Origin of the sequence: Vibrio mytili (genome assembly GCF_000830505.1) — a bacterium.
Lineage (GTDB): Bacteria > Pseudomonadota > Gammaproteobacteria > Enterobacterales > Vibrionaceae > Vibrio > Vibrio mytili.
In genome coordinates, this window is record NZ_JXOK01000049.1 from 221,676 (window position 1) to 247,949 (window position 26,274).

A 26,274-nucleotide genomic window follows, 5' to 3' on the forward strand; every position below is an offset into this window, starting at 1 on the left:
TATGACACTAACTATTTGGTTATCACTTTTTACCGTCTGTTTATTGGGGGCGATGTCGCCGGGTCCGAGTCTTGCTATTGTTGCGAAACACTCGTTAGCTGGTGGCAGAGTTAATGGCTTGGCAACGGCTTGGGCACATGCTTTTGGGATAGGCATATATGCGTTTATCACATTGATTGGCCTAGCGGTGGTGCTGCAACAAAGTCCGATTCTATTTAAAACAATAAGCTTGCTAGGGGCGGGATATCTCGCCTATTTAGGATTTAATGCGTTGCGTTCGAAAGGGGGCGTGGCGGCAAAGCTAGAATCAGGAAAGGAAACGACGGTCGGTCAATCTGCACGAGAAGGCTTCTTTATTTCCATTCTAAGCCCTAAAATTGCGCTGTTTTTCATTGCACTATTTAGTCAGTTTGTTGCTCTGGGTAATGATCTCAGTAATCAAATGATCATTGTTGCGACACCATTTGTTGTTGATGGCTTGTGGTACACCTTCATTACAATTGTATTATCCAGCTCAAAAGTCGTAGATAAAATTCGCGCAAAGGCGGTGCTTATTGATCGTTTGTCTGGACTTGTCTTGATCCTACTGGCCTTGCGCGTTGTTTTTACTATTTAGGTCAGGCTAAATAAAAAATACCCAGTCTAGCTATCAAGACTGGGTATAAAAAAGAAGTATCTCAGGAACAGTTGGGGGCTGGAAACACTTCACTTTTAACGGTTCACTTCTTCAAATTCACCTTCAATAGCTTCGGCTTTGCCAGTGTTGAATTTATATTCTTCATTCATTTCTTGTTGCATGCGGTATACGCGCTTCTCGATGCGTTTACCAGTAATCAGGGCTGCAATGGTCAATGGAATCGCAAGGACTAGGCTAAGTAGCAAAGTAAATACGCCAGTAATCAGAGCCAGTGCGGTAACAATAATCCGATTCATATTTGTGACCTCTTTTTCAATCTATGGGTTCATATTACTCGTGTGAACATGAACAAAACATGAACGTATACTTAAGTGACTTTATTGATGAACAGCCAAAGAGCGAGCTTCTCACTTCGCCGTTGAATTTGGCGCTCTTGAATTTCATGATCTAGTGCTACGTTACTGCTTTTTTACGTAGAATGACGATGTATTCAAATCAGTGCCTTGCCTAAGAGCGAATAAATTCTCGCCGATGAAATTACTTGAGTCTATAAGTGAAAAAAGCACGAGAAAGAAAAAACGCCTGAGGTTAGTCAGGCGTATAAAAGAGAGTTAAGAGAGTGGTACGCTATGGGATTAACGTTGTGGAGCAATGTTTATCTAGCGTGTTATTGTTATCTTAGGTGTATGTAATTGTTATATAAAGTATAATTATTATCTAGCCTAACGTTGTTTTCTGCGCATATGATGGTTTACTTTGCGTATTGTTATTTACTTTTCTTATTGTTATTTACCGAGCGTGAGGCGGTCTATTTAACGCGGGAAAGTTTGGTAACGAACCCCCATCATTTGTTCCATACAGTGCACGACTTGGCAGCTGTAACCAAATTCGTTGTCATACCAAATGTACAGTACGCAGCGTTTATCTTGTGCGATCGTTGCTTGACCATCCACGACGCCAGCATGGCGCGAGCCAACTAAATCACTGGATACGATTTCAGTCGAATCTGTGTAATCAATTTGTGCGGAAAGCTCAGAGTTTAATGCCATTTCTCGTAGATATTCGTTCAGTGAATCACGATCCACTTCTTCACCTAGGTTCAGGTTTGCAACTGCCATCGATACGTTTGGCGTCGGTACGCGAATTGCGTTACCTGTTAGTTTACCGGCGAGTTCAGGCAGTGCTTTTGCTACTGCTTTGGCTGCGCCAGTTGAAGTCAGAACCATGTTCAGAGAAGCACTGCGTCCACGGCGATCACCGGAATGGAAGTTATCAATCAGGTTTTGGTCATTGGTGTAAGAATGAACCGTTTCAATGTGACCTGACAGAACGCCATATTTGTCGTGCAACGCTTTCAATACTGGTGTGATCGCGTTGGTCGTGCAGCTTGCGGCTGAGATGATGCGATCGTCTTCTTGGATAACAGACTCGTTAACACCGAACACAACGTTCTTTATGTCACCTTTGCCTGGCGCTGTTAAAAGAACTTTTTCTGCACCTTTACACGCTAAGTGTTGACCTAAGCCTTCAGAATCACGCCATACCCCCGTGTTATCTACAACAAGCGCATTGTGAATACCGTACACGGAGTAATCGACGTCACTTGGGCTATTTGCATAAATAATTTGGATGTAGTTGCCGTTAACAATCAGTGCTTTTCGCTCTTCATCAATGATAATGCTACCATTGAACTGACCATGTACCGAGTCGCGACGAAGTAAGCTCGCTCGTTTCTCTAAGTCACCTTTCTTGCCGCCGCGCACGACAATAGCGCGTAATCTAAGTGGGTAACCCGGACCGCTCTTTTCGATTAGCAGACGCGTTAACAAGCGCCCAATACGACCAAAGCCGTAAAGAACAACATCACGCGCTTCTAGAGAGGAGTCTGCATCACGCGCGCCAATTAGCGCAGTTTGTAGAAAATCATTTAGAGCATTGGTGTCTTCATGCTCTTTCCAATATTGAGTTGCCAATTGGCCGATATCGACTCGGCAAGATGAAATACTCATCTCACACAGTGCTTGAACGATAGGCATTGTGTGTTCGAGAGAAAGAGGACTTCCAGCATATCTTCTTGCTACACGGTGAGTTTTGAGAATGTCTATGGTTGTTGCATTGATAAGAGTTTTACCAAACAGAACCACTTCGATTCCTTTTTGGCGATAAAGCATACCGATTAGAGGGGAAATAGATTCTGCGATAGTCTGGCTTGTTTGCCAATCTTGGAGATATTTCTCTGGACTCATTGTCGTATTGGACCTTTCACGTTTGAGGGCTAACACTACTCTTAACCGCCATTTAGCTGCGATAAAGAGTAAAGTTTAGGGGGGTGTAAATGGTTTGTAATAATTATGGGTGCGGATTCTAAAGTTGAATGCCTTATTCTGCTAGGAAAAATAAATCTAGATTATAGTCCTGTATAATGGCGTTATCGTGGAGAATTGGTGCGATCAATACCATGGATTCAGAGTATTGACATCTTGATAATAGGTGACTTATTTCGTGACAATAACGAGTAACTTCAAATTTAGAACGTAATTTTGCGTTGAATTTCAAGTTTTCGTTGTGATATGTGTCCATAAGACAACGATATTGGTAAACGTAAATGTTAGTAATTAAGCTTTTTAATATTACGCTATTTGTATGCGTGTGATTCCTCCCAATGAGGTTGTCACAAAAGTTGAAAAGTTTGCATGATGTCACGTTTTAATCCTAAGAGTGATGGTGGCTCTGCAGTAACTAAATGATAAAGGGAAAGAGATGTATAAACTTGCGGTAATTGGAACCAACTGGATTTCTGACCAATTTGTATCGGCTGCTATTCAAACCGGACAATTTTGTTTAAAAGCCGTTTACTCGAGAGATCTAGAGAAAGCGCGAGCATTTGGAATCTCTTACAATGCGGAGGCTTTTTACGATCGTTTGGAGAGCTTAGCGAATGATCCCGAAGTTGATGCAGTATATATCGCGAGCCCGAACTCCTTACATGCCCCACAAGCGATGCAAATGCTAACCGCGGGTAAGCATGTTATTTGCGAGAAACCGCTGGCATCTAACTATCCGTTAGCGCAGCAGATGTTTGAATGTGCTGAAGAAAATAATGTGGTGCTTTTTGAGGCTTTCATGACGCCATACACACCTAATTTTAGTGTATTGAAGAGCAGTCTAGAGCGCATCTCTCCACTAAGGCATGCAACGATCAGCTATTGTCAGTATTCTTCGAGATATCAAAAATATTTGAATGGCGAGAACCCCAATACGTTCAATCCGGACTTTTCAAACGGCTCCATTATGGACATCGGCTACTACTGTGTCGGCGCGGCTATTGAATTGTTTGGTGAACCCCACCAAGTAAAAGCCAGCGCTCATCTTTTATCCTCTGGCGTGGATGGATGTGGGAGTGTCACGCTTACGTACAGCGGGTTTAATGTCAATTTACTTCATTCTAAAGTGAGTGACTCGCTGATTCCAAGTGAGTTCCAAGGGGAGCAGGGTAGTGTATTGGTCGACATGATTTCCATTGGCCGCTCCGTTGAGCGGGTGTTAAGGGGGCAAGAGAAGGAGACTTTGACCCAACCGCAAGTGGAAAATCCTATGTTTTATGAAGCACAAGCGTTCGCTCAGCAAATCAAGTTGGGTGTAATGGAGAAAGACGCTAAACAGCGTTCTTTGTTAATCGCTAAAGTGTTAACTGAAATCAGAAAACAAACTGGCGTTATTTTTCCTGCGGATAATCCTCACAAAGGCAATATTTCACAAACTCGTTAATTCATTTCAGCGTTAATCTGAGTTCAGAAGCCACAACGCTCTGTACAAACAAAGCCCACAGTTCATGGGGTCACTTCAGTCCTGAGGGCTTTGTTAATTATGAGCTACTTTAGTTGCTACTGTTTAACGTAGAACAACACCTGTGAGCATTACGCCACTGACAACTTTGCGATGGTGTTGCGATAGGTAAGATAGGCGGCAAGGCCTGCGAAAAGGTTACCAAGACAAGCGCCGAGCAAAAGGCCTTGAATACCACCTAGTTGAGATCCTATCCATAAACACGGTAGAAAGAACACAAACAGTCGTAGCGCTGATATCGTAAGGGCAGTGTAAGATTTACCTAAAGCATTGCAGACCGATACCATCAGCATACAAACCCCTAGAGATCCTAAACTGAGTGGCACAATCGTTAAGTGCATTTCTAACACATTTTCAACTTGGATATCGCTCGTCATCAAAAGCGCTAGAGGGTTAGCAAGTGCAAAAGTGATTATCGCGATGAGCAATTGGAAGCCCATAATAAATTTAACCGCAATACTTACCAGAGATTGAATGTCTTTGTAATTTTTCGCCCCAAGCAAACGACCCACCATCGGTGGGAGAGACATCGTAAGCGCAAGTACGGATACGATGGCGAAAAACTCATAGCGAGATCCAATTGCCCATGCTGCGACGGCAGCGGTCCCGATTCCAGCGAGGAGTTTGGTTGCTAACATCGATGATAATGGCGGCAATAGCTGGCTTATCATCGCTGGTCCCATGATGTTGCCAATCGAACGAACACTCGCCATCACATCTAAATCTTGCCATTGAGTGGTGGCCCAGTGATTTTTTTTGACTCGCGGAGCCACAACAAGGATACCGATGCCAAAAGCCAAAATGGTTGCAATTGCGGCGCCGTTGATACCTAGATCTAAAGTGAAAATAAAAATTGGATCTAAAATGAGGTTGATGACGCTGGTGACCATCATCATGGTGCCGGGTAACATCGTATTCCCGTTTGAGCGACAAATACTGTAATAAAAGTAAAGAACAGCACCGGTCCAAGAGCTCAATAGCCATAACGGCCAGTAGCTATCAATGATTGGTAAAACACTATCTGGAGCGCTCAATAGCGACAAAATCGGGCAGCGCAACAACCAAATCAAAACACCGATAAAGGCGACACCAATCGATCCTATCATCAATACCAGGCCGCCGAGCTGTTTAGCATAGCGAAGGTCATTCGCGCCAAGTGCTTTTGAAATCACCGCTGTCGTGGCAATTCCTAAACCGACCTGGATACCAATAACGACCATCTGAAGCGGTAGGGTAAAACCTTGTGCAGCCAGGGGTAAAACACCCAACTGTCCGATAAATGCACTGTCTACCAGTTGAAAGCTCATCAGTGAAAGTACACCAAAAAGCATTGGCCAGGTCATAGTGAATAGCTGCTTAGCAAGAGAAGCAGTAGAGCTTGATGTATTTGAAGGCATAGAAGCGAAACTAATTTCTGGATGTTGAGGAACGAAAGTAGATGAAATTGTACATCGGCTTTAGAGCGGTGACAAAAAGAAACCCCGAGCAACTGGTTTTTGCTCGGGGTTTTAGCAGGACTTAACCTAGGTTAACCACTTATGGTGATTATTTCTTATTACCTGTTGTCAACTGCTTATCTTCTTCTGTGAGCTCACGAATACGACGGCTGATATCACGACGAGCTTTTGAAATCTCAGCGCTCTTAATGATGTGGTCGTCAACACGATCTTCGTAATCTGCTTTCATGTTCTTGATGATTGCTAGCATTTCATCTTGAGTCATTTCTGGCTTGATGTAGTCTAGTAGGTTTTCTAAAAGGTCGACACGCTTACGGTTGTCACGAACTTTCTTTTCATTATCAATAAGTTCACGCTTTAGCTTGTTTTTACGACGCGCTTGGCTAACGATCTCAAATACGCTACTCATAGTTCCCTTTCCTAATTTATGAATATTTATCACGATTAAAGCACAACATCACGTGGCATAACAGTCTTTAGATCAATCTCAACGTTAAGTTGCACATTTATCAATCAATGATGACGGCGCATCGGACCTTGCCCTTCTTTAGTTGGTTCGAGTCGCTACTGACGGTGTATGCGTAAATCCTCATTAGGAATACATCGTCTCATTGTCATCATAAGATCTTCTCTATATTATCAACATCATTGAATACAAAATGATGAAACGTGATATGGACTCTGGTCATACAGCGGAGCAAATCGATACTCAGAAGAGTGAACCTTCAACTCATCCTCAAGCAGAAAAATTGAAAGATGCGTACATTCAAGAGCGCGCACAACTTGAGATCACAGAAGTTGAACTTAATCGTTCTAAGATCATGATGATAGATGAAAATGGCAAGATGAGGCCAGTACCTATCTTATCAGAGCATTAAGGGCGTTGTTAAAACGTATCCGTGTGGTCAGCCTTTTCTTTTGCCTGACATCGATACCAACCTCCTTTTCGCTCGTGTAATGAGAGAGTAGCGCAAAGCGCTTCAACCCAATTTAGGTATCAATTCAAATACAAAAATAATAAGGAAATGCATTATGAAAGTTGAGCTAACAGCAACAGAAGCACGCGTCATTGGCTGTTTGATAGAAAAAGAAGTGACAACGCCCGAACAGTACCCTCTGAGTCTTAATGCACTGACTAACGCATGCAATCAAAAAAGTAATCGTGATCCTGTGATGACGCTGTCTGAATCTGAGGTGTTGGACGCGGTGGATGCGTTAATTGGACGTCGTTTAGTGAGTGATGAAAGTGCTTTCAATAGCCGAGTAAGTAAATACCAACATCGTTTTTGTAATACTGAATTTGGTGACTTGCAGCTGAGCAAGCAAGAGAAAGGTATCGTGTGTTGTATGTTGTTACGTGGCGCACAAACACCGGGTGAGCTCCGCACGAGAACGAATCGCTTAGCCACATTCCATGATGTAAAAGAAGTTGAAACCGTGTTGGAACACTTAGCAAGTGAAGATAAGGGCCCTCTTGTTGTGAAACTTCCTCGAGAAGCAGGAAAGCGCGAGTCACGTTATATGCACTTGTTCTGTGGGGACGTGGATGTGTCTACCTTCGTTTCCACTGCATCTGCTGCTTCGTCAGATGTTAGTCGCGTAACCCAACTGGAACAGGATGTCGCACAACTTCGTGAAGAACTGAATACCTTGAAAGCGCAAGTTGAATCTTTACTTTTATGAGTGAACGGGCGACTCCTATCTGGAGTGTTTATCTGATTCGAACAAACCGTAATGCGTTGTATTGCGGTGTCACAATTGACGTTGAACGACGGTTTCGACAGCATCAGGAAGGGAAAGGGGCAAAAGCTTTAAAAGGCAAAGGCCCTTTGCATCTAGAGTGGTCAATGAGCTTTGATTCGAAAATGCTGGCCATGAAAGCAGAGTATTTTATCAAACAGCTTACCAAGTCTAAGAAAGAGCGACTGGTTGCATCGCAAGCGTTCATCGAGGTGGCGGAAGATCAGCAGTTGTTATTCTCTTCAAAAACTTAGTCGTGCAATATATTCATATAGTTATAAAGTGTTACATTGTACTTCAGTCTCGTCAGAAGGTCTCAACATCAATTATAAAGAGCGAGAGATGAAAAAAGCATTATTATTCTCCCTAATTTCACTCACAGGTATGGTTCCGGCAACGCAAGCTGCTCAGGCTTCAAAAGTCTTAAGTGGTTATTGGTCTTATCAACAATTTTTGGATGAGTTTCCGCAACAGAGGCAACTTACCGATGCGCTCACTCAATCCGTGCGAGAAGCCCCAGTACCATTAAAAAAAGAAGATAGACGTCGACTTAAAATCTCAGTGGTCTATCCAGGGCAGCAAATATCAGATTACTGGAGCAGAAACATCACTGCGTTTGAAAAACGTCTAGACGAGCTCCAAGTGGATTACCAGCTTAATCAGGTTTTCACTCGGCCGAACTCTGATGCCAAACAACAAAGTTTATCATTGATGGAGGCGTTAAAAAGTAACTCTGATTACTTAATCTTTACGTTAGACACGACGCGCCATCGTAAATTTGTCGAACACGTTCTAGACTCTCGAAGTACGAAACTGATTTTGCAGAACATCACAACGCCGATAAAAGATTGGGAGACACGTCAACCATTTTTGTACGTTGGCTTTGACCATATCGAAGGAAGCCTCAAATTGGCCGAAGAGTTTGGCAAGCGATTCCCTGAGCATACACGCTACAGTGTTCTCTACTTTTCAGAGGGGTATGTGAGTGACGCGAGAGGCAGCACCTTTATCCAACAAGTCAATCAACATAACAAGTTTGAACTACAATCCGCTTACTATACTAAAGCGACAAAGCGATCCGGCTATGAAGCGGCAAAAGCCAGCCTAGAAAAGTATCCAGACATTCAATTTATCTATGCTTGCTCTACGGATGTTGCGCTAGGTGCATCGAAAGCTTTAGCTGAATTGGGGCGTGATGATGTCATGCTCAACGGTTGGGGAGGCGGCTCTGCCGAACTAGAGGCGATGTCGAAAGGAGAACTAGATATTACGGTGATGCGTATGAATGACGATACTGGTATTGCGATGGCGGAAGCAATTAAAAGGGATTTGGAGGGTAAACCAGTACCGACGGTGTATTCTGGTGATTTTGAAGTCGTCACAAAATCTGACCCTGAAGATAAAATTGAAGCGTTGAGAAAACGCGCCTTTAGATACTCAGATAATTGATGATCAAGTCACCCACGCGAGCAAAACCAACCAAGCGTCGCTCTCTTTCGACGCTGATTACTCGCATCATCGTCTTTGTCCTAGCCCCAATTATTCTAGGCATATTCGTTCAGAGTTATTACTTCTCCAAACAAATCATTTGGCAAGAAGTTGATAGGACGAAGCAACAAACGTCAGCACTGATACTGAATATATTTGACAGCCACTTTGAAGCGCTCGAAATACATCATAACGGCAATGCGAAAAGTGATGTGGTGTTAGGGTTTTATACAAAACATGATGCAGAAGCGTTAAATTATTTTTTTCTCAGCGTTGATAAGAGCGATCCGTCCCATACACCAGAGTTTCGGTTACTCACCGATCACCAAGGCATTGTTTGGGAAGATAACAACGCGCATTTCTATGGAATTAACGAGTCGATACTCGATAGTCTTACTCGTAAAGTGACCTTCAGTAACAACTGGTACTACATCAAAACGCCTACTCCGATGGGGGAGCGGCACCTTTTGATGAGGAAGGTCCCTGTTCTTGAGCCCAAAACGGGTGAGGTTATGGGGCACTTATACAGTACAGTCGTGTTGGATGGTAACTTTGGTCTGATGGAAAAGCTCAAGAACAAAGGAAACATTGACAACGTTGTGCTGGTGGCGGATGACACACCATTAGCGAGCTCTTTAGCCGGTGACGAATCATACAAAATATTTGATGTTCTTCAGCGTAAACAATCTAAACAAAAGTTAGCAGAATTATTGGTGATCAAAGCACCAATAGAAGTGAATGCATCTCAAACGGATCTGGCCTTGTTAACGATCCAGAACAATCAAAATGTCGTCATGCTGCAATTGCAACATGTGTTGGCCATGTTGGCGTCCGTCATTGGAATGATCATTATTGCCTTACTGACTAAAGAATGGATCGAAAACCGCCTAGGAAGAGAGCTTGGAACGTTAATGTCCTACACTCGTGCCGCACGAGAAGACAAGGCTTTTGAACGATTTGGTGGTTCAGATATTGAGGAGTTCGATCATATTGGATTAACACTAGAGAACACGATTGAAGAACTTGAAGCGCAAAAACGATCGTTTAGAGACCTGTTTAACTTCGCACTGTCTCCAATAATGGTGTGGTCTGAAAATGGTATATTGATACAAATTAACCCAGCCGCGAAAAGAGAACTGGTGGTTGAGGCGGATGTAGAAACGATGCATCCGGTTTTTAATAGCTTTAAAGAGAAGCTGCTTCCGCATCTTAAGATGGCGGCTCAAGGGGCAACACTCACAGGCGTTAATGTACCGATCGATAAAAAAATCTATCGCTGGAACTTGTCGCCAATCCGAGTAGAAGATGACATTAGCGGTATCATTGTTCAGGGGCAAGACATCACCGCGTTAATCGAAGCCGAGAAACAAAGTAATTTAGCAAGACAAGAAGCAGAAAAGTCGGCGCAGACTCGTGCTGATTTTCTTGCAAAAATGAGCCACGAAATACGCACTCCAATCAATGGTATTTTGGGTGGTGCTCAATTGCTGAAGAACTCTGCGACGACGCAAGAACAACGTAATCAAATTGATGTGCTCCGTCACAGTGGTGAACACTTACTTGCGGTTTTAAATGACATTCTGGATTTTTCCAAAATCGAGCAAGGTAAATTTCGGATACGTAAGCATTCATTCTCTTTTGCAGAGACGATTCGCACCTTGGACAATGTCTATCGTCCTACCTGTGAAATAAAAGGGGTCGATTTTATTATTGAGAATCATCTCCCACCGCATATGGAGATATTTACTGACCAGATACGTTTGAACCAAATCTTGTTCAACCTCATTAGTAACGCAGTAAAATTTACCCCATCTGGAAGTATTCGGTTAACGGCAAATTTAGAACAATTCTCCGGAACAGAAAATAGTGTGCTTTGGGTGGAGGTTGCCGATACCGGTATTGGCATCGAGACTGAGAAAATTGAGCAAATGTTTGAGCCATTTGTGCAAGAGGAAGCGACCACCACACGCGAGTTTGGCGGCAGTGGCTTAGGGCTCACGATAGTCAAAAGCTTAGTTGATATGCTAGAGGGTGATGTTCAGATTACTAGTCAGAAAGGTAAAGGAACGACATTTGTTGTTTCATTACCCGTCAGGGAGAGTGAGAAGGTTCAAACTGAATCAGAAATCGTTGCCACGATCCAGCCCGCAGACTTGTTTGATACGAGCTTAAAAGTCCTGTTGGTGGAAGATAACCATACTAATGCGTTTATATTAAAAGCGTTTTGTCAAAAGTATGAAATGCAGGTTGACTGGGCGAAGGATGGCTTAGAAGCGATAACATTACTTGAACAGCATACTTACGACCTTATCCTGATGGACAATCAACTTCCGCACCTTGGCGGGATTGAAACGACAGAAGAAATACGTAAGACACTGAAACTGACAACCCCGATTTACGCCTGTACCGCAGACACATCTCAAGAAACCAGTAACGCTCTGATTGCTGCTGGTGCAAACTATGTGCTGTTTAAACCAATAAAAGAAAAAATGTTCTATGAGGCATTGGTTCACTTCAAACACCACTTTTTACTTGAAAGACGTTAAACGAAACATTGCCTTGTTTCATACGCCTTTGTCTCCTTATTGGTATCTAATTACGTAGTATGGAACCTTATGTTTCACAATTCATTATTGCATATGCCAATAATGAATTGTATAGTGTTGTTATTCCTCAGACTAAGGAGCACACTATGTTGTTCGCCATTCCCTGCCGCAAGTCCTCACTTTCGAATCACTTTGCTAAAGCCCCTCAGATCATGCTTTGGGATAGCAAAACCGATACCAAACGCATCCTCGATCTGCCCAAGTCTTCAGCTTGTTGTAGTCATAAGAAGTTCTGGAACAAAGTGTTGCAAGACAATCAGGTGGATGCCGTGGTTGTTCGCTCAATTGGTACTAATATGCTGAGCGCACTGTTTAAGCTTAATGTTCGTGTACTGAGTGCGCCACGAGGGTTTGATTTAGATATTTTGGATGAAAAACAATTAACGCCTGTTACTCACATTGAGTTTGCTCGCCCTTCGGCTAAGAAAAGCAGAGAGGGCTGTTCTATGCATAGCCCTACGTCTTCATTATCAGTGAGTATGCGACGGAGCGTAAATAGCGGGGGGACGGTAGGCCGACAAACGTTGGGTAATAAGCTTTCACCAAAAGCAATGAATCATCTTGCTAAAGTTTTCAAATTAACGGTTCAACCAGAGAAAAAGCAATGACGTATGTGATCAGTTTTATGGTGTTTCTAGTCGTTGTGATCTTAATGGCGATAGGCGTGATGCTGAAACGCCAAGCAATACAAGGGAGTTGCGGCGGGCTTGCTAACATTGAAATAGAAAGAGAGTGCAATTGCGTTGATACATGCGATGACCACTCGCGCACGCTATATCAAATTCAGGAACCGTAAGCTTCATGCTCTTTGATAAGCGTTATGGTTCGCGACTAAACATGAGTGCCTGACCATGAACCAAGCTTTGTGCCACCTTAGCTCGCGCACGTTTCACGATATTGCCAAATGTCTGTCTGGAGACGCCCATGCTAACTGCTGCTTCTGACTGACTTAGGGCTTCTAAATCGGCCAAGCGAAGGGCTTCGAGTTCGTCTGCCAACAGCTCGATTTTATGGAGTTTAGACAGTGGTACGCCATTGGGCTTAAAACACTCGTATGGCGCACTACTGCATATATTTCGTTCTTTTTTGGGTCTCGCCATTTTGTTTATGCCTTATTAAATTTTTGTCTAGGAGCAATCCTAGTCTTTAACTCTGCGGTATTTTATGTCTATCCAAATCCCAAACAATCACCAGCAGTGTGCGGTTTGCTGTCAGCCCTTTTTCAACCACCATACGGTCATTCACTTTACGTTAATGTCAGATGGCGGGGTTCAGGGCGAAATTGTACCAACAGAAAAAGTGCAAGGCTATCAAGATGTCATGCAGGGCGGTGCAATTAGTGCTTTGCACGATACGGCCATGACACACTGCCTATTTGCTCGCGACGTTTGCGCAATGACGGCGCAACTTGAGGTACGTTTTATTAAGCCCATCCCTCTCAACACCGTTATTCAGGTTGAGGCCCATTGCGTAAAAAGCAAACGGGGTATGTATTTATTGAAAAGTGACATTTATGTCGATGGGCAGTGCTATTCTAAAGCGGAGGCAAAATTTATGCGATGCCACAGTCACAGTGATGTTTGATAGACGAGAGATCACTTTACCGCAACGGATCAGACCGTTTTCGAATCGACTAAACCTGCTTGCTTTATTATCTAGGGGCCCAGTTTTATGGTTCTTAATGAATAGTATCCGAACCATCAACTTCAGCCTCTTCCAATCGACGCACCTTGATCACAACGCTTTTGACTAAGTGCTCCCATCCGAACAAAGTTTAACTTCGAAAGTACAACATGCCTTGTTTACTTGGCCTAGCGAGTATTTTGAGTTTTGCTTCAAACATCAATTTGCCAGATTCCCACTTCTCGCATGGCAAGCGCTGACACGAGCTTTGCAATAAAAGTAAGCTGAATTGTCGGCTTGGCTTTGCGTCTCCATACTAAAAAATGTGATAGTTATCACTAAAACTATTTACTTAGCAAGCTAAGTACTTTATATTAGTTAGCAAGCTAAGTAATTAATTAGGACTTAAAATGCATGATGCCAATATGTTCAATGAGCTTTCGATAGCAGAAAAGCTATCTCGTGTTGCACGTTTGTGGAAAATGGTCGCGGATCGAGAGTTGGAGCCGCTGAATTTAACCTATCCACGTTGGACTGCTTTATGGAAGTTACATCGATTGGGTGACAACGCCAGTCAGAAGTATCTTGCAGACGCATTGGAAATTGAACTGGCATCCTTAATGCGCACTTTGAAATTGCTTGAAGAGCAAGGTTTGGTGGTTCGTCGTTGTTGTGAACATGACAAGCGAGCTCGCATTGTAAGCCTGACTGAAGAAGGTAAGGCACTAATAAAACAATTAGAAAACCGAATTCTTGTAGTTCGTAAAAAGTTGTTGTCGGATATCGCTGAAGAAGACCTTGAAAAGGTGAATTTGGCACTAGAGCAAATTGCAAACAATGCACTTGAGTCATTGGAATAGTCTAGAAAAATCGTCAATTACTTAGCGAGTAGTTACCAATAACCATAAGGCACCTAAGTCAGCCGCAAGTGCCGTGTGTTTGTTTGGCTATAAGTAAGAAATCCCCAAAAAAGAGAAGTTATTGCTCATGACTCCAGATCAAAAATTTGCGCGTTGGATTAAATATTCGTGCTTCGCGTTTTTATTCGTATTTATCTATTTTCTTGTTGCCGATCTCGCAATGCCATTGACTCCTCAAGCGATGGCGACTCGCGTCGTGACCAAAGTATCCCCTCGCGTTAGCGGACAAATCACGCAATTGTATGTAGAGAACAACCAGGAAATTCATAAAGGTGATCCGCTGTTTCAAATCGACCCGCAACCTTATCAACTGGCGGTAGAGAGAGCGCAGCTAAACCTTGAACAAGTTATACAAACTAATGAACAGTTAGATGCTTCTATCGCGGCTGCAAAAGCCGATGTCGAGGCAAGTAAAATTGTTTCTGAACAGAAAGTTCGTGAAGCAAAACGCTTGAATAAACTGTTTTATCGCAATGGTACCTCACAGCAACAGCTTGATGATGCGCAGAGCAGTGCGACCGCCGCAAAAGCGAACTTATTAGCAGCGCGCGCTCGTCTTAAAGAGTTAGAAGTAAGTCGAGGTGATTTGGGGGCTGCGAATGTGAATATGCGCGTTGCGCAAAATCAGCTCAAGCAAGCGGAATTGGATCTTTCTTATACAAAAGTGATGGCTGAGCACGATGGCATTGTGACTAACCTGCAGTTAGATTCGGGCGCTTATGCTTCCGCAGGAAGTCCGTTGATTGCTCTTGTTGCTAACAAAGTCGATATTATCGCGGATTTTCGTGAGAAAAGCTTACGTCATTTTGACCAAAATAGCCGCGCATTAGTTGCGTTTGATAGCTTACCTGGCAAGGTGTTTGAAGCCCAAATTACCAGTGTGGATGCAGGGGTAAGTTCAGGTCAATTTGACGCCAATGGTCGTCTTGCGACACCGACTAACTCAAATCGCTGGGTAAGGGACGCACAACGTTTACGCTTACACCTTAGCATTGATGGCTCTGAACAATATTCTTTCCCTTCAGGTGCTCGTGCGACAGTACAGTTGCTACCAGATAGCGCAGTTTCTGGCTGGTTGAGCCGCTTGCAGATTCGTTTCTTGAGTACATTACACTACATCTACTAATTAGGAGGTGGTATGAAACTATGGGACCACCCCATGTCAGAGAATGACTTTAGACAGTGTGTTCGCATTGCCACAGGGGCAACAATAGGTTTTACGATATGTAAATTATTCGGTTGGAACTACGGGGTGTTTTATACGGTAACCCCAATGCTTTTATTAGGCATGGTTCCTGTGATGAGCTTACATGCTGCAAGACAGCTGGTTTTTTCAGCGGTGGTTTGTGGTTTGGAAGTGGGAATTCTGGGGGGCTTCTTTGGTGGTCACCCAGTGATGATGACGCTCATTGCGTTTGGGTTGTTTGTGTACAAATTTGCTTGTATGTCCAAAGGCAGTTTGTTTTTGTTTGGTGCAAACAGTGTGCTCAGTTTAAGTATCATGCTTCACTTTGCTAGCTACCCAACAACTGACCTAAATGATCTGATCTTTAGTAACTTAGAAGCCAATGTGCTTTCCGTTGTGATTGCTTATTTAGTGACATTTTTGATCCCAGATGCCGAGCCGAGACAGCCGCCACCGAGACCAACGGAACCCAAGAAAAGTCATAGAATGCGTCATGAGGCACTTATGGGCGCAAGTATTGCTACCCTTTCTTTTTTAGTGTTTCAAATATTTGACTTAAGCGACTCTATGTCAGCCCAAGCAACTACGTTGTTATTGTTGTTTCCCATGCATTGGAATGGGGCATTGGGTTATGCGCGTAAGCGGGCGATGGGAACTTTGATGGGTGTTACCTTTGGCATTGCCAGCCAGTTAATACTTTATGATTGGTCAGATATGCTGTTATTTATTGTACCAATGTTGTGGATCGGTGCGATGCTATTTAGTTACATGCATGTGAAAGAATCAACAGGTTCGGGTGCAGGCTTTGGTGGTTTAACGACGCTAGGCATTTTGTTTGGTCAGTACTTGTCTCCAGACAGTGATCTCATATTCAGTGCATTGTACCGTGTAAGCAGTATTTTGTTTGCAATCGTAGCCACATTGCTTGTGACTTATATAGTACATCGTCTTCTTAATAGTTTTGAGGCGACAAGCTTTGGTGAGCAGTAGTCTACTTTCCAAACAAATGTTGCTGGTCAGGGCATCCTGCGCCAGCAACATTTGGCGCTTAGAGAGGGACGGGATTCATATACTATTAACCTGTGAATCATTATTTATGTACAGGGGGTTGATAGCTCTGATTAAGTCCGGTTTTCATAAATATTTGGCTAGCAATTACGCTACCGCACGTGACCAGCACGATAGCCAGCCAAGTGATTAAATCGGGCTGCTCGCCAAAAACGGGTATCGCGATTAATGTGGCCACAACAGGTGTGAGAGAGCCAAAAGCAGCACTTGCTTCTGCGCCAATGACTTTAATCGCATAAATAAACGTATACGATGCGATCAATCCCGCCCCTATGCCTTGCAACATGACATGGCCTAAGATTTCCTTCCAAGGCCAGAATTTCAGCGGTGTAACGGTTAAATAACTCTCTACCCACCCAAAGCCAACCGCAATGATCAGCAATGCTAATGACGCGATGGAGACAAACCCCGCGCAGAGGTATGCATCGAGATTCGCCACTCGTGCACTGATCGTAAATGTTGCCCACATCGCACTTCCTAGCAGAAACAAAAAATGTCCTTGAAGCTGTGACCAGTTATAGGTTGCCCCTGTATTCGAAACAAGAAAAACAAACACGCCTAAAAACACGCAGAGAAGACCGACGAGTCTGTGAGTGCTTAATGTCTGTTGATAGCACAATACTGCAATCGCAGAGACGAAAATAGGGAGAGTTCCTGGCACTAGGGCACTGCCATGAGATACGGGGGCAAAGTGCATTGCGGTACCGACAACGAGCAAATAGGGCAACCCACTGCCAACCACAACGCCAATGAGGTACTTTTGTGGTACCGAACGCAGTGCTTGTTTGTTTTTTAATACTAAAGGGAACAGTAACAGGCTGGGTATTAAAAAGCGTACGAGCGCGATATCAGCAGGTTGTAGCTGCGATACCGCCCCGCCTTTCAATGAAATGAAAAAGCCTGACCAAAGCAAAAGCGTGATCAGAATTGCCATGTAACCCAGAATCATACCGAGTGAATCCATTAATAAACCATGGGTAAATTGTCGAACAAATTTGATGAATATAGGTGGCAAATATATATATTTATTATTAATAGATTGGTTATAAAATGCGTGTATTCTTAATTTTTTGGTAAAATCTGGCAAGGATAAAAATGATGGATAAAATTGACCGGCAACTACTGACTTGGGTTCAAAAAGATGCAACGCTGACAACCGCGGAACTGGCGGACAAGGTGGGGCTGTCTGCATCACCGTGTGCGCGACGGATTAAGCGTTTAGAGCAAGAAGGCGTGATCAGCGGTTATCGAGCGTTGGTATCTCGAGATTCTATTGGCATTGCGATGACGGTGTTTGTTGATGTCAGTCTTAATAATCACCAAGCTGCTTCTATTGACGATTTTGAGTCTGCTGTTGTCGGAATGGATGAAGTTATCTCCTGCCATGTCGTCTCTGGTGCTTATGACTATTTGTTGGAGGTTGTAAGCCGAGATCTTGCGGGGTACGAGGACTTTACGAGAAAATTGCAAAGACTGGAAAATGTCAAAGACATCCACACACATTTAGCGATACGACAGGTTAAAGGTCATGGCATTTTGCCCGTATACTCGTGAGAGGAACGTTGGGTAGTATAATGAAATGGTTAGATAGATTACGAATTGCGTATTATCACCACAAACGGCATAAGCAGTTTGGTCACGACAAGGCCAGAACGTTAGGCTGGCAAGATAAATACAGCCAAATCAGTCGGTTTGAAGCTTTGTGCAGAGATCTCGACTTGAATGATAAAACAATATTGGATCTCGGATGTGGTTATGGAGACTTACTAGAGTTTATTGAACGCAGGGGACAGCAGCCCAAATCCTACACTGGGATTGACCAATTGCGCTCGTTTCTCTATAACGCTGAACAACGTGACTTCCGTACTCCAACAGAGTTTATTTGTGGAGACTTTTCTCGACTAACGCTACAAGATAGTGACTATGTGTTCGCGTCGGGCTCATTAAATTACCAGTCGAGTAACCCACACCATACGATAGAAATGATTGAGAGAATGTATGCGACGGCTCGAGAGGGTTGTGTATTTAATTTATTGGATGAAGCGAAGTTGCCAAGCATGAAGATGCTCGCTTCACACAACAAAGAAGGAGTCTTGCGCTATTGTCGGATTTTGTGCTCAAGAGTGGAATTAGTGGAAGGGTATTCGGAGCATGATTTTACAATTGTTATGCGCAAGGTCTTATGATCAAAAAAGCGGAGTTACGACACGGACTCCGCTTTTTTGATTAATATATTTTTTATTCAGTAACTTGAGTATAAGTAACTTGAGTATAGTTGCAAAGCATATTTAAGTTACTTGAGTATATTGGATGGGTGCTTGTACTGTGAAATTTCACAATTGCCCGTTTGGCGATCCACTTTAAATGAGAAAGCGGCTGAATGGTATTCCCTCCCATCAGTCCAGATAGTTTCTCCGAAAATTTTACACAAGTCTAACTCACTGATAGAGCCAAACTGCTTTACATGCCTAACTACTGACAAAAACTTGGCTTTAGTAGCATTAGGACTCTTCCTTGTACTTAATCGATTGATAACCATTGTGTAGTATCATCTCCAGCCAAAAAATAAATTCATATTAAATTGTGCGCAGAGATAAACTACTCAAAAAGTGGCCATAAGTAAAGAAAAATGTGACCAATGTCTCTAATGTGGCGTGTTTTTGTTTATGGATTACTCAGCTTGCCTTGAGAGTTGGTTTGCATTGAATTGGATAAATGCAGAGAGCTTTCTAGAGCATTTGCTTCATTATCATAGGCTTGGGAGAGCGCACGAAATTGTGAAGCCAGTTGCTTATAGTCGTTAGCGAGTTGGTTTGCGTTATCTTGATACCATTCCGCGCTGATCTGATTTGCTTTTGCATTCGATGCTTTACAGCTTTTGGCGAGTTTTCCCCAGCTATTTTCTACCCATTTCGACTGAGTGCTCAGTTTGGTTAGCTCTACTGCTTTTTGCGTTAATTCCTTCTGGTATTGTTTGGAAGCCTGCAATTGATTTTCAAACTGGGTAGTGTTGACTTTTTTGCGCCACAGTAACGCAAGCTCTTGTATGGAAAACGTCTGAGATAATAAAGGCCGCTGTTTATGTTCGGCTAAAAGTGCATTGAATACATTAACGTATTGATTGTAATTGGACTCTAATTGGTTGAATTGGGTAAGATTGTCATTCCATGAAGACGAATTACACTGGTTATTGGCGTATCCGATACACGGAAAGGTTAATAGTATTAATATCCATTTTAGTTTGATGATCATTGCTGTCTACGTTAGTTAAGCGATTATTTTAAGTATAGTTTTATCGCTTCCTAGTGACGAGATATGTGTCTAAGAAAAGGAAAGACCATGAAGAAAGTTCTCATCGCGGTGGGTTTCATTTTATTGCTTAGTGGTGCGGGTGCCGCCTACTATTTTTTGTATATGCAAGATGAAGATGTAACGGAATCGCAGATAGATAAACCTTCACCTGTATCAAAAGAGGACAGAACTGCGTCTAAGCCCATAATGGATCTAGAAGCGACTCCCGAGCCCGTCACGGAATACTATGTTATTGAACGACGCCTAAATGTATACAACAAGCCTGATAATAATGCTTTGGTGGTCGATGTTATGTATAAGGGAGAAAAGGTGGCGGTTCTTGAGAAGAAAGAAGGCTGGTATCGCATTTCTGACTATTTAGTTTACGAAGAAGGTGGGGAAGAAACCGCTGAATGGGTCGATGCTAAAGGATTGTCTGATGCTCTTCCTGTTATAGAAGAACAAGAACGTCTTGAAATACTCGATGGTTATTTACAAAAGTCCGATGACTTGGCTGCGCATTTGGATATATTTCGTGATAAAACGCAACAGTTGCTCAATGATGAAACTTGTCATCCCGGAGACTTTGAAGAACTTGGCGGCTGGGTGCGATCTGTCACTTATGATCAACGCAATGTGTATTTCATTTATTGCGGAGGATTGCAGCAGCAGAACAAAATCTATCTCGATGTAGATAGCGGTGAGATTTTTTATCGCTAACCCATCTCTATACGACGAAATTGCGATTCTAATCCAGCGCAAACCTTACCTTTTGCCAAACAACAATTTTGCGTTTTATCACTTTTTAGTTGTGAAGCAAAATAAATAGGAATAGTATCTTGAAGCCGAGTGACTAAACTCGGCTGTTTTTTTAGTGAGTATTTATGCCCTGGATCGATCTTCGAAGAGTTCTTATGCTGCTGGTTGCAATGGTTTTAATACCAATGCAAGCCTTTGCTGCGCTAGGGGAACAAAAGGCTCACTTACCGTACTTTTCCAAGTTGCAGCCCCTTGCTGCAAAAAGTTCATCATCGACGCCTGTTAATTTCTCTGAGATTGAAGAAGAGGGCACATCCTCACCCATTTCTCAGGATAACATTGATATAGATCCCCCGGCGCTAGTTAACTCTCTGCGTTGGCCATTTTATTTCCAAAATGGTCTGGATGATGAGCACACGGACACTGACGGTAATTTTACTTCTCCTTTCTATGCTGATGCCGGCTATACCTATACCTTGAGTCACATCGGTTGGCTTCAAAGTCAGCGCACTTTTCATCATTTCGCGAATGACCATCGCATCTCCGGTTGGAAAGAAACCAATGCAATGTACGTCGCCCTTAATAGCCAATTTTCTGCGTAAACTTTATCTCTATCCCATTTTCAACACGACAATCATGATGCTTTGAGTATTGCTTCCCCTAATTGTATTGGGCGTTTGTCGTGAGGTTATTATTTATTTGAAACTTCACATCCTACGTGGGTGTGAAGGGATGATGTTTACAATGAACAAAACACCAAGAACCCAAAACAGTAAAAAACTGCTGAATCATTATTCAGCATGGAAATACGTCGTTCTCATAGCGACCGTCATCATGCTAACGCTTAGTGCGATTCCAACTTGGTTTGGCGAACAGCCGTCAATCCAAGTCACGTTCGCGGAGAACAGTAGTAAAAATATATCAGTGATACAGCTAAGCCAGTTGTTGAAAACTCATCATATCCCCGCAGACAAAATCACCGAAAAAGACGGCAAAACCACCATCGTTTTTGCCGATGAAGATGATCAAACTAAAGCGCGAGCTTTGCTAAATAAAGAATTGGATCAAAAAGACAGTATCTCTTTCTCCTACGTGTCAATTGCGCCGCAGTGGCTCAATGATATGGGATTCAATCCAATTAAACTGGGTCTTGACCTGCGTGGTGGAGTGCAGTTTTTACTCAACGTTGATGTCAATAAAGCATTTGAAGAACAGCGAGATGCTTTGATTGATGAGATTAAAGCTGATCTGCGCGATCAACGTATTCGTGGCGTGCAAGTCCTTGCTGAGAGCGGTAACCGTATTTCGGTAAATAGTGACAGTGAAAAAGCGTTGGCTGAGGTGAACCAGTTTTTACGCCAAAACTACCCAGGCTGGAATACGAAAACGTCTTCTCGTGGCATCGTTCTTGCGCCAAGCGAGAAAAATGTTCAAGAGTTTCAGTCAACAACGCTTGAACAAAATCTGAAGATCATGCGTGGTCGAATTGAAGAGTTAGGCATTACAGAAGCTCTGGTTCAACGTCAGGGAACAGACAGTATTCGCATTGAACTTCCTGGCGTTCAAGATCCGGCTCAAGCAAAAGACGTTATCGGCGCGACCGCGAGTCTTGCTTTTTACGAGGTAAAAGATCCAAGCGCAGGAAAAAGCAGCGAAGACTTGGTGTTGAAGGATAATGATGGTCGTACAGTCACTTTAGCTAAGCGACCAGTATTAACCGGAGAACATATTGTTAATGCTCGCGCTGGCGTAGACAAAATGGGCATGTCAGAGGTTAATATCGCGCTCGATCATGCTGGTGGGAAAAAAATGAGCGATTTTTCGGCAACACATATCGGAAAATCAATGGCGACGGTCTATCGCGAATATAAAACCAATGAACGTGGTATGACAGAGCGCAGTGAACGCGTCATCAGTGTTGCGACTATTCAATCGCAACTGGGCAGTCAATTCCGTATTACCGGTGCAGGGAGTTCGGATGAAGCGCATCAGTTGGCGTTATTACTGCGCGCAGGTTCGTTGACTGCACCAGTGACCATTGTCGAAGAGCGTACAATTGGAGCGTCTCTAGGGGCAGAAAACATCCAAAATGGCTTTGCTGCACTCGCACTTGGTTTGGGGTTAACTCTAACCTTTATGGCATTGTGGTACCGACGTTTAGGCTGGATCGCGAACGTTGCACTCTGTACCAATATGCTTTGTTTACTTGGTTTGATTGCTTTGCTTCCTGGGGCAGTACTTACCTTGCCGGGTATTGCAGGATTGGTTCTTACAGTCGGTATGGCGGTCGATACTAACGTTATCATCTTTGAACGTATTAAGGACAAAATGCGAGAAGGGCGAAGCTTTGCTCAAGCGATTGATTTAGGATTTGATAGTGCGTTCGCGACCATTCTTGATGCCAACATCACAACGATGATTACCGCAGTGATTTTATACGCTATTGGTAATGGCCCTATTCAAGGTTTTGCCTTGACCCTAGGGTTAGGTTTATTAACCAGTATGTTTACAGGTGTGTTTGCTTCTCGTGCAATGATCAATTTAATTTGGGGCCGCGATGCCCGTCGTGATGTGAGGGTTTAATCATGGTCCAACTACTCAAATGTAATATTCGCAAAATACGTTACTTTACTGCACTGGTTTCTACGGTATTGACCGTGATTGCCATCGCAGCTTTAGCCGTGAAAGGTTTAAACTTTGGCCTTGATTTTACTGGCGGCATGGTCACAGAAGTAAAGCTTGATAAACAGTTAACTAATCGCGATCTTCTCAATGTTTTAGAGCCTCAATTAGGGGAATCTGCATCGGTAACTCGCTCTGGAGAAGAAGGACGTTGGGTCATCCGTTATTCTGCACCTGAAGCGGGTCAATCGCAGCCAAGCGTGGTCGACATTCTGTCGCCAATTTCTCACCATGTCGAAGTTGTCAGCAACAGTATTGTTGGCGCGCAAGTAGGCCAAGATTTGTTTGACCAGGGTGGTATGGCGCTATTGGTCTCTGTGTTAACGATTCTTGGTTATTTATGTTTTCGCTTTGAATGGCGATTGGCGAGTGGTTCTTTATTTGCGTTAGCGCACGATGTCATATTAGTACTCGGCTTTTTTGCTGCAACACAAATGGAGTTTAACTTAACGGTGTTCGCGGCCATTTTGGCGATTCTAGGCTACTCATTGAATGACTCCATCATTATCTCTGACCGTATTCGTGAGCTATTGGTTGCGAAACAGAACTGGAAAACTGAAGAAATTAACGATGAAGCGATTCTCGCGACGTTTTCTCGTACTATGGTGACTTCTGGTACCACGTTGATTACGGTTGGCGCGTTATGGATGATGGGCGGTTCTGCTCTGGCTGGCTTCTCAACGGCAATGTTTATCGGTGTGTTATCAGGGACTTGGTCTTCTATTTCTATTGGCACAGTTCTGCCTGAGAAGCTAAAACTCGAACCGAAACATTACCTACCAATCGAGATCGATACGGCGCCATGAACATTGGACTGAGGCCGAATTTATAATTTCTGGTCGTAGTCAGAATTATCCATTAATGTGATTTGAGTAAAATAAGAAAGCTCCTTAAGAATAAGGAGCTTTCTGCTTTAAGGATTAAGGCTAGTTAACCCGCTTTAGTCAATTTCAACCAAAATAGCGAGACCTAAACCGTACGGATCTGAACCCGTTGTCGCTGTTGTTGTGGTAAAAATACCTAAGCTGGCGGTTTCATTAAAGTAGCCTTTCAAAGTCAAGCTTTCATCACCGTCCATCACGGACAGTGTAGTCGCGCCATTTGATGCAACAGTAGTGGTTGCTGTGAGGCTCACAGAGTCTTTACTGCTCTCCAATGCTGCTCCAAATGATGGTAACTCAACAATGGCAATAGGACCCTTCACCGTCGCTGAAGATTGAGACTCAAACTCCACGGTGGTATTGAACCCTGAATGCGCGAGCTCGAACGTGTTACCAGACATGGCTGTATTGGCAAAAATAAGTCGATACTTTTTGTTCTCTAAAGCCGGCGCTTCTGATGGGAGCTTCACTGCTAAGGTTGATTCAATGCTCATATCAGTGCCATCAGCACCGGTTGCACCATAGACTGCCATGAAATTGTAATCAGCGTTGACAAAGCCATCTGCAGGTTCGCCACCGACAGAGGCAATATCACCAGTTGCATCGGTCACAATGCTCATGCCCAAAACAGCTTCATCCTCTGCTACCTCAGAAACGTAATCACCTGAGCGAGAAATTCGTTGGTAGTATGGCGCTGAGAAATCCAATGTCGATGCACCAGAAAAAGTGAGTACATTTGTTTCCGTTTCTATTTCAACATAACCGTTGTTGTTAAAACTGCTTCCGAAATAAATGCGTCCAAAGTCGCCTATTAAGTCTGATTGAGACATATTTGACGGTTGTTCAGCAAGCACGAGTATTCCCCTTTCGATTTCTGCACCGCTGTAGGCTTCAGGGTCCAAAGCATCTTTTACACCGTCTCCATCTGTATCAATAGTTTCGTAGCGAATAGAGTTAAACTCACTGAGACTAAACACCAAATTACTGTCTTTCACTTTGTGAAGTTTTACTGTTTGAGGAGGTGAGCGCCAACCGAAATCATCATCAATTTCTTCTTCAAACTCATTTTCAATGGTGAATATTCTATTTGAATCGTAAGTGAAGGATAGAGTTTCATCTTCACTGACTTCAGGTTCGTAGACCGATGAGTAGGTGTTGCTTACGTCATCACCATGGACATAGCCCCACGCGCCTTCGTTATCTGTCAATAACACCTCAACATTGCCGTCAACGTCACCATCAAAGTTTGCCGAAGAGGAGTACATATTTAACGCGTAGGTTCCGTAGCTCCCGTCATGTAAGCCGATCGTCATATCAATCAAACGGTAATCTCCACTCACTTCAACCGCTGAAGACGAAGCTGTACTGATCGATGCAACCTGCTTATCTACGAAATCACCAAGTTCATTTTCTAGCGCGGCAATCATTGTCGTCATATCGCTGCTGCCAGCGACATTAAATTCTTCGACTTGCCCTTTAAGTTTTACCACCGAATCAGTCGTAAGCTCGGCGAGAGAAGTGTCTGATTGGATAAACTTCTGTAACACAAATTCGGAAATTGGAGAGATGTCTACAGATTCTTCCACGACTTGAGCTCTTAAGTTTATGCCGTTATTTCCGGAGATTCTAACAATCAAGTTACCAGCCAATGGAACGCCTTCTGGAACCGTAATCGTATAGTCACCTGTAGTGGAGGTTGATGTTGTTGCGATGACGTCACCAACTTGATTGCCCTCGTCGTCAATACGAATAAGCTCGACCAAAGCCCCTTTAACAGGTTCTAATCCAGTGATTGCAGCATAAGCCGAGGGAAATACGTCATCTAAGATACTTTCGAAAATAGTTTTATGCTTCAGCATCGCGACGGAACCACCAGGAGCGGTAACGGTACCTTTTACTTCCGTGCTACCGGTTTGGGAGGACTCGGTTGAGTCGGTAGAATCGGTAGAATCGGATGATGAATCGCTTCCACACGCGACGAGAGCGAAAGGCAATATAACAGCGACCAGCTTAGGGTTTATTAACTTCATACTACATTCCTTTGTTGAATAGAATAGACACAACCTTGTTATGATGATGTAACTAATAAG

At 43.3% G+C, this 26,274-nt stretch carries 27 protein-coding genes; 19 read left to right on the plus strand and 8 right to left on the minus strand.

The window, feature by feature from the left end; translation table 11 throughout:
- Position 1 precedes the first annotated feature (1 nt).
- Positions 2 to 616 carry a LysE family translocator gene (locus SU60_RS13330; protein ID WP_041155926.1) on the plus strand — a complete coding sequence of 205 codons (615 nt, stop codon included), beginning with the start codon at positions 2 to 4 and terminating at the stop codon, positions 614 to 616.
- A 95-nt stretch (positions 617 to 711) separates the two neighbouring features.
- On the opposite strand, the gene SU60_RS13335 is transcribed toward SU60_RS13330, so the two are convergent.
- Both SU60_RS13335 and SU60_RS13340 read right to left on the minus strand, forming a co-directional pair.
- On the minus strand, positions 712 to 933 hold the full coding sequence (locus SU60_RS13335) for a hypothetical protein (RefSeq protein WP_041155927.1): 222 nt from the start codon (positions 931 to 933) through the stop codon (positions 712 to 714).
- Between the two features lie 516 nt (positions 934 to 1,449).
- Complete coding sequence (locus SU60_RS13340) at positions 1,450 to 2,883, minus strand: glyceraldehyde-3-phosphate dehydrogenase (protein WP_041155928.1); 1,434 nt, start codon at positions 2,881 to 2,883, stop codon at positions 1,450 to 1,452.
- Positions 2,884 to 3,397: 514 nt separating this feature from the next.
- Here SU60_RS13340 and SU60_RS13345 point away from each other — a divergent pair.
- A complete protein-coding gene (locus SU60_RS13345) occupies positions 3,398 to 4,405 on the plus strand; it encodes a Gfo/Idh/MocA family protein (RefSeq protein ID WP_041155929.1) in 1,008 nt (335 codons plus the stop codon).
- A gap of 149 nt (positions 4,406 to 4,554) precedes the next feature.
- On the opposite strand, the gene SU60_RS13350 is transcribed toward SU60_RS13345, so the two are convergent.
- Positions 4,555 to 5,880: an MATE family efflux transporter gene (locus tag SU60_RS13350; RefSeq protein WP_041155930.1), complete on the minus strand. Its 1,326-nt coding sequence runs from the start codon at positions 5,878 to 5,880 to the stop codon at positions 4,555 to 4,557.
- 148 nt (positions 5,881 to 6,028) lie between these two features.
- Positions 6,029 to 6,349 (minus strand): DUF496 family protein, encoded by a 321-nt coding sequence (locus tag SU60_RS13355; RefSeq protein ID WP_041155931.1) that lies wholly within the window; start codon positions 6,347 to 6,349, stop codon positions 6,029 to 6,031.
- Between the two features lie 253 nt (positions 6,350 to 6,602).
- On the opposite strand from SU60_RS13355, the gene SU60_RS13360 reads away from it, so the two are divergent.
- The 7 genes from SU60_RS13360 to nqrM all read left to right on the plus strand — a co-directional run bounded on the left by SU60_RS13360 (position 6,603) and on the right by nqrM (position 12,570).
- On the plus strand, positions 6,603 to 6,818 hold the full coding sequence (locus SU60_RS13360; RefSeq protein WP_052481540.1) for a hypothetical protein: 216 nt from the start codon (positions 6,603 to 6,605) through the stop codon (positions 6,816 to 6,818).
- A 154-nt stretch (positions 6,819 to 6,972) separates the two neighbouring features.
- Entirely contained in the window at positions 6,973 to 7,623 is a 651-nt protein-coding gene (locus tag SU60_RS13365) for a YceH family protein (RefSeq protein ID WP_041155932.1), read from the plus strand.
- The gene (locus SU60_RS13370) at positions 7,620 to 7,934 is read left to right on the plus strand and encodes a GIY-YIG nuclease family protein (protein ID WP_041155933.1); all 315 of its coding nucleotides are present in this window, start codon (positions 7,620 to 7,622) and stop codon (positions 7,932 to 7,934) included. The genes SU60_RS13365 and SU60_RS13370 overlap by 4 nt, the downstream gene beginning before the upstream one ends.
- Before the next feature lie 88 nt (positions 7,935 to 8,022).
- The gene (locus SU60_RS13375; protein ID WP_041155934.1) at positions 8,023 to 9,129 is read left to right on the plus strand and encodes an autoinducer 2-binding periplasmic protein LuxP; all 1,107 of its coding nucleotides are present in this window, start codon (positions 8,023 to 8,025) and stop codon (positions 9,127 to 9,129) included.
- Positions 9,129 to 11,714 carry a quorum-sensing autoinducer 2 sensor kinase/phosphatase LuxQ gene (gene luxQ, locus SU60_RS13380; RefSeq protein WP_041155935.1) on the plus strand — a complete coding sequence of 862 codons (2,586 nt, stop codon included), beginning with the start codon at positions 9,129 to 9,131 and terminating at the stop codon, positions 11,712 to 11,714. The genes SU60_RS13375 and luxQ overlap by 1 nt, the downstream gene beginning before the upstream one ends.
- A gap of 146 nt (positions 11,715 to 11,860) precedes the next feature.
- Entirely contained in the window at positions 11,861 to 12,382 is a 522-nt protein-coding gene (locus SU60_RS13385) for a NifB/NifX family molybdenum-iron cluster-binding protein (RefSeq protein WP_052481537.1), read from the plus strand.
- Positions 12,379 to 12,570: a (Na+)-NQR maturation NqrM gene (gene nqrM, locus SU60_RS13390; RefSeq protein WP_041155936.1), complete on the plus strand. Its 192-nt coding sequence runs from the start codon at positions 12,379 to 12,381 to the stop codon at positions 12,568 to 12,570. Before SU60_RS13385 ends, nqrM begins: the two co-directional genes overlap by 4 nt.
- 22 nt (positions 12,571 to 12,592) lie before the next feature.
- Here the strand turns inward: nqrM and SU60_RS13395 are convergent, their stop codons facing one another.
- Positions 12,593 to 12,874, minus strand: a complete 282-nt coding sequence (locus tag SU60_RS13395; RefSeq protein WP_041155937.1) for a DUF134 domain-containing protein — start codon at positions 12,872 to 12,874, stop codon at positions 12,593 to 12,595.
- A 64-nt stretch (positions 12,875 to 12,938) separates the two neighbouring features.
- Between SU60_RS13395 and SU60_RS13400 the strand changes: the two genes are divergently transcribed.
- The 4 genes from SU60_RS13400 (at position 12,939) to SU60_RS13415 (ending at position 16,493) form a co-directional block, all read left to right on the plus strand.
- Positions 12,939 to 13,358 carry a PaaI family thioesterase gene (locus tag SU60_RS13400; protein ID WP_041155938.1) on the plus strand — a complete coding sequence of 140 codons (420 nt, stop codon included), beginning with the start codon at positions 12,939 to 12,941 and terminating at the stop codon, positions 13,356 to 13,358.
- 449 nt (positions 13,359 to 13,807) lie between these two features.
- On the plus strand, positions 13,808 to 14,257 hold the full coding sequence (locus tag SU60_RS13405; protein ID WP_041155939.1) for a MarR family transcriptional regulator: 450 nt from the start codon (positions 13,808 to 13,810) through the stop codon (positions 14,255 to 14,257).
- Positions 14,258 to 14,384: 127 nt separating this feature from the next.
- Positions 14,385 to 15,443: an HlyD family secretion protein gene (locus SU60_RS13410; RefSeq protein ID WP_041155940.1), complete on the plus strand. Its 1,059-nt coding sequence runs from the start codon at positions 14,385 to 14,387 to the stop codon at positions 15,441 to 15,443.
- Positions 15,444 to 15,455: 12 nt separating this feature from the next.
- Positions 15,456 to 16,493 carry a DUF2955 domain-containing protein gene (locus SU60_RS13415; protein ID WP_041155941.1) on the plus strand — a complete coding sequence of 346 codons (1,038 nt, stop codon included), beginning with the start codon at positions 15,456 to 15,458 and terminating at the stop codon, positions 16,491 to 16,493.
- A 100-nt stretch (positions 16,494 to 16,593) separates the two neighbouring features.
- Here SU60_RS13415 and SU60_RS13420 read toward each other — a convergent pair whose 3' ends face one another.
- Positions 16,594 to 17,520 (minus strand): DMT family transporter, encoded by a 927-nt coding sequence (locus SU60_RS13420; RefSeq protein WP_041155986.1) that lies wholly within the window; start codon positions 17,518 to 17,520, stop codon positions 16,594 to 16,596.
- Between the two features lie 149 nt (positions 17,521 to 17,669).
- Here SU60_RS13420 and SU60_RS13425 point away from each other — a divergent pair, with 149 nt between their 5' ends.
- Both SU60_RS13425 and SU60_RS13430 read left to right on the plus strand, forming a co-directional pair.
- Positions 17,670 to 18,125: an Lrp/AsnC family transcriptional regulator gene (locus tag SU60_RS13425; protein ID WP_041155942.1), complete on the plus strand. Its 456-nt coding sequence runs from the start codon at positions 17,670 to 17,672 to the stop codon at positions 18,123 to 18,125.
- A gap of 20 nt (positions 18,126 to 18,145) precedes the next feature.
- Entirely contained in the window at positions 18,146 to 18,757 is a 612-nt protein-coding gene (locus tag SU60_RS13430; RefSeq protein WP_041155943.1) for a class I SAM-dependent methyltransferase, read from the plus strand.
- Between the two features lie 478 nt (positions 18,758 to 19,235).
- Here the strand turns inward: SU60_RS13430 and SU60_RS13435 are convergent, their stop codons facing one another.
- Positions 19,236 to 19,823: a hypothetical protein gene (locus tag SU60_RS13435; RefSeq protein WP_041155944.1), complete on the minus strand. Its 588-nt coding sequence runs from the start codon at positions 19,821 to 19,823 to the stop codon at positions 19,236 to 19,238.
- 87 nt (positions 19,824 to 19,910) lie between these two features.
- On the opposite strand from SU60_RS13435, the gene SU60_RS13440 reads away from it, so the two are divergent.
- The 4 genes from SU60_RS13440 to secF all read left to right on the plus strand — a co-directional run bounded on the left by SU60_RS13440 (position 19,911) and on the right by secF (position 24,109).
- Positions 19,911 to 20,582 (plus strand): SH3 domain-containing protein, encoded by a 672-nt coding sequence (locus SU60_RS13440; RefSeq protein ID WP_041155945.1) that lies wholly within the window; start codon positions 19,911 to 19,913, stop codon positions 20,580 to 20,582.
- A 164-nt stretch (positions 20,583 to 20,746) separates the two neighbouring features.
- Positions 20,747 to 21,223 (plus strand): hypothetical protein, encoded by a 477-nt coding sequence (locus SU60_RS13445; protein ID WP_041155946.1) that lies wholly within the window; start codon positions 20,747 to 20,749, stop codon positions 21,221 to 21,223.
- 142 nt (positions 21,224 to 21,365) lie between these two features.
- Positions 21,366 to 23,204, plus strand: coding sequence for a protein translocase subunit SecD (secD, locus tag SU60_RS13450; protein WP_041155947.1), 1,839 nt, complete (start codon positions 21,366 to 21,368; stop codon positions 23,202 to 23,204).
- A 2-nt stretch (positions 23,205 to 23,206) separates the two neighbouring features.
- On the plus strand, positions 23,207 to 24,109 hold the full coding sequence (gene secF, locus SU60_RS13455) for a protein translocase subunit SecF (protein ID WP_041155948.1): 903 nt from the start codon (positions 23,207 to 23,209) through the stop codon (positions 24,107 to 24,109).
- 134 nt (positions 24,110 to 24,243) lie between these two features.
- Here the strand turns inward: secF and SU60_RS13460 are convergent, their stop codons facing one another.
- Complete coding sequence (locus SU60_RS13460) at positions 24,244 to 26,214, minus strand: hypothetical protein (protein WP_041155949.1); 1,971 nt, start codon at positions 26,212 to 26,214, stop codon at positions 24,244 to 24,246.
- Between the last annotated feature and the right edge of the window lie 60 nt (positions 26,215 to 26,274).

What these genes read in the sequence shown, in the direction of transcription:
- SU60_RS13405 (WP_041155939.1), top strand. Translation starts at nt 13,808, where the DNA reads ATGCATGATGCCAATATGTTCAATGAGCTTTCGATAGCAGAAAAGCTA.
- SU60_RS13345 (WP_041155929.1), top strand. Translation starts at nt 3,398, where the DNA reads ATGTATAAACTTGCGGTAATTGGAACCAACTGGATTTCTGACCAATTT.
- SU60_RS13420 (WP_041155986.1), bottom strand. Translation starts at nt 17,520, where the DNA reads ATGATTCTGGGTTACATGGCAATTCTGATCACGCTTTTGCTTTGGTCA.
- SU60_RS13355 (WP_041155931.1), bottom strand. Translation starts at nt 6,349, where the DNA reads ATGAGTAGCGTATTTGAGATCGTTAGCCAAGCGCGTCGTAAAAACAAG.
- SU60_RS13395 (WP_041155937.1), bottom strand. Translation starts at nt 12,874, where the DNA reads ATGGCGAGACCCAAAAAAGAACGAAATATATGCAGTAGTGCGCCATAC.
- SU60_RS13400 (WP_041155938.1), top strand. Translation starts at nt 12,939, where the DNA reads ATGTCTATCCAAATCCCAAACAATCACCAGCAGTGTGCGGTTTGCTGT.
- SU60_RS13440 (WP_041155945.1), top strand. Translation starts at nt 19,911, where the DNA reads ATGAAGAAAGTTCTCATCGCGGTGGGTTTCATTTTATTGCTTAGTGGT.
- secF (WP_041155948.1), top strand. Translation starts at nt 23,207, where the DNA reads ATGGTCCAACTACTCAAATGTAATATTCGCAAAATACGTTACTTTACT.
- SU60_RS13445 (WP_041155946.1), top strand. Translation starts at nt 20,747, where the DNA reads ATGCCCTGGATCGATCTTCGAAGAGTTCTTATGCTGCTGGTTGCAATG.
- SU60_RS13430 (WP_041155943.1), top strand. Translation starts at nt 18,146, where the DNA reads ATGAAATGGTTAGATAGATTACGAATTGCGTATTATCACCACAAACGG.
- SU60_RS13415 (WP_041155941.1), top strand. Translation starts at nt 15,456, where the DNA reads ATGAAACTATGGGACCACCCCATGTCAGAGAATGACTTTAGACAGTGT.
- SU60_RS13365 (WP_041155932.1), top strand. Translation starts at nt 6,973, where the DNA reads ATGAAAGTTGAGCTAACAGCAACAGAAGCACGCGTCATTGGCTGTTTG.
- SU60_RS13360 (WP_052481540.1), top strand. Translation starts at nt 6,603, where the DNA reads ATGAAACGTGATATGGACTCTGGTCATACAGCGGAGCAAATCGATACT.
- SU60_RS13350 (WP_041155930.1), bottom strand. Translation starts at nt 5,880, where the DNA reads ATGCCTTCAAATACATCAAGCTCTACTGCTTCTCTTGCTAAGCAGCTA.
- luxQ (WP_041155935.1), top strand. Translation starts at nt 9,129, where the DNA reads ATGATCAAGTCACCCACGCGAGCAAAACCAACCAAGCGTCGCTCTCTT.
- secD (WP_041155947.1), top strand. Translation starts at nt 21,366, where the DNA reads ATGAACAAAACACCAAGAACCCAAAACAGTAAAAAACTGCTGAATCAT.
- SU60_RS13435 (WP_041155944.1), bottom strand. Translation starts at nt 19,823, where the DNA reads ATGATCATCAAACTAAAATGGATATTAATACTATTAACCTTTCCGTGT.
- SU60_RS13460 (WP_041155949.1), bottom strand. Translation starts at nt 26,214, where the DNA reads ATGAAGTTAATAAACCCTAAGCTGGTCGCTGTTATATTGCCTTTCGCT.
- SU60_RS13335 (WP_041155927.1), bottom strand. Translation starts at nt 933, where the DNA reads ATGAATCGGATTATTGTTACCGCACTGGCTCTGATTACTGGCGTATTT.
- SU60_RS13330 (WP_041155926.1), top strand. Translation starts at nt 2, where the DNA reads ATGACACTAACTATTTGGTTATCACTTTTTACCGTCTGTTTATTGGGG.
- SU60_RS13385 (WP_052481537.1), top strand. Translation starts at nt 11,861, where the DNA reads ATGTTGTTCGCCATTCCCTGCCGCAAGTCCTCACTTTCGAATCACTTT.
- SU60_RS13375 (WP_041155934.1), top strand. Translation starts at nt 8,023, where the DNA reads ATGAAAAAAGCATTATTATTCTCCCTAATTTCACTCACAGGTATGGTT.
- SU60_RS13425 (WP_041155942.1), top strand. Translation starts at nt 17,670, where the DNA reads ATGGATAAAATTGACCGGCAACTACTGACTTGGGTTCAAAAAGATGCA.
- SU60_RS13410 (WP_041155940.1), top strand. Translation starts at nt 14,385, where the DNA reads ATGACTCCAGATCAAAAATTTGCGCGTTGGATTAAATATTCGTGCTTC.
- SU60_RS13370 (WP_041155933.1), top strand. Translation starts at nt 7,620, where the DNA reads ATGAGTGAACGGGCGACTCCTATCTGGAGTGTTTATCTGATTCGAACA.
- nqrM (WP_041155936.1), top strand. Translation starts at nt 12,379, where the DNA reads ATGACGTATGTGATCAGTTTTATGGTGTTTCTAGTCGTTGTGATCTTA.
- SU60_RS13340 (WP_041155928.1), bottom strand. Translation starts at nt 2,883, where the DNA reads ATGAGTCCAGAGAAATATCTCCAAGATTGGCAAACAAGCCAGACTATC.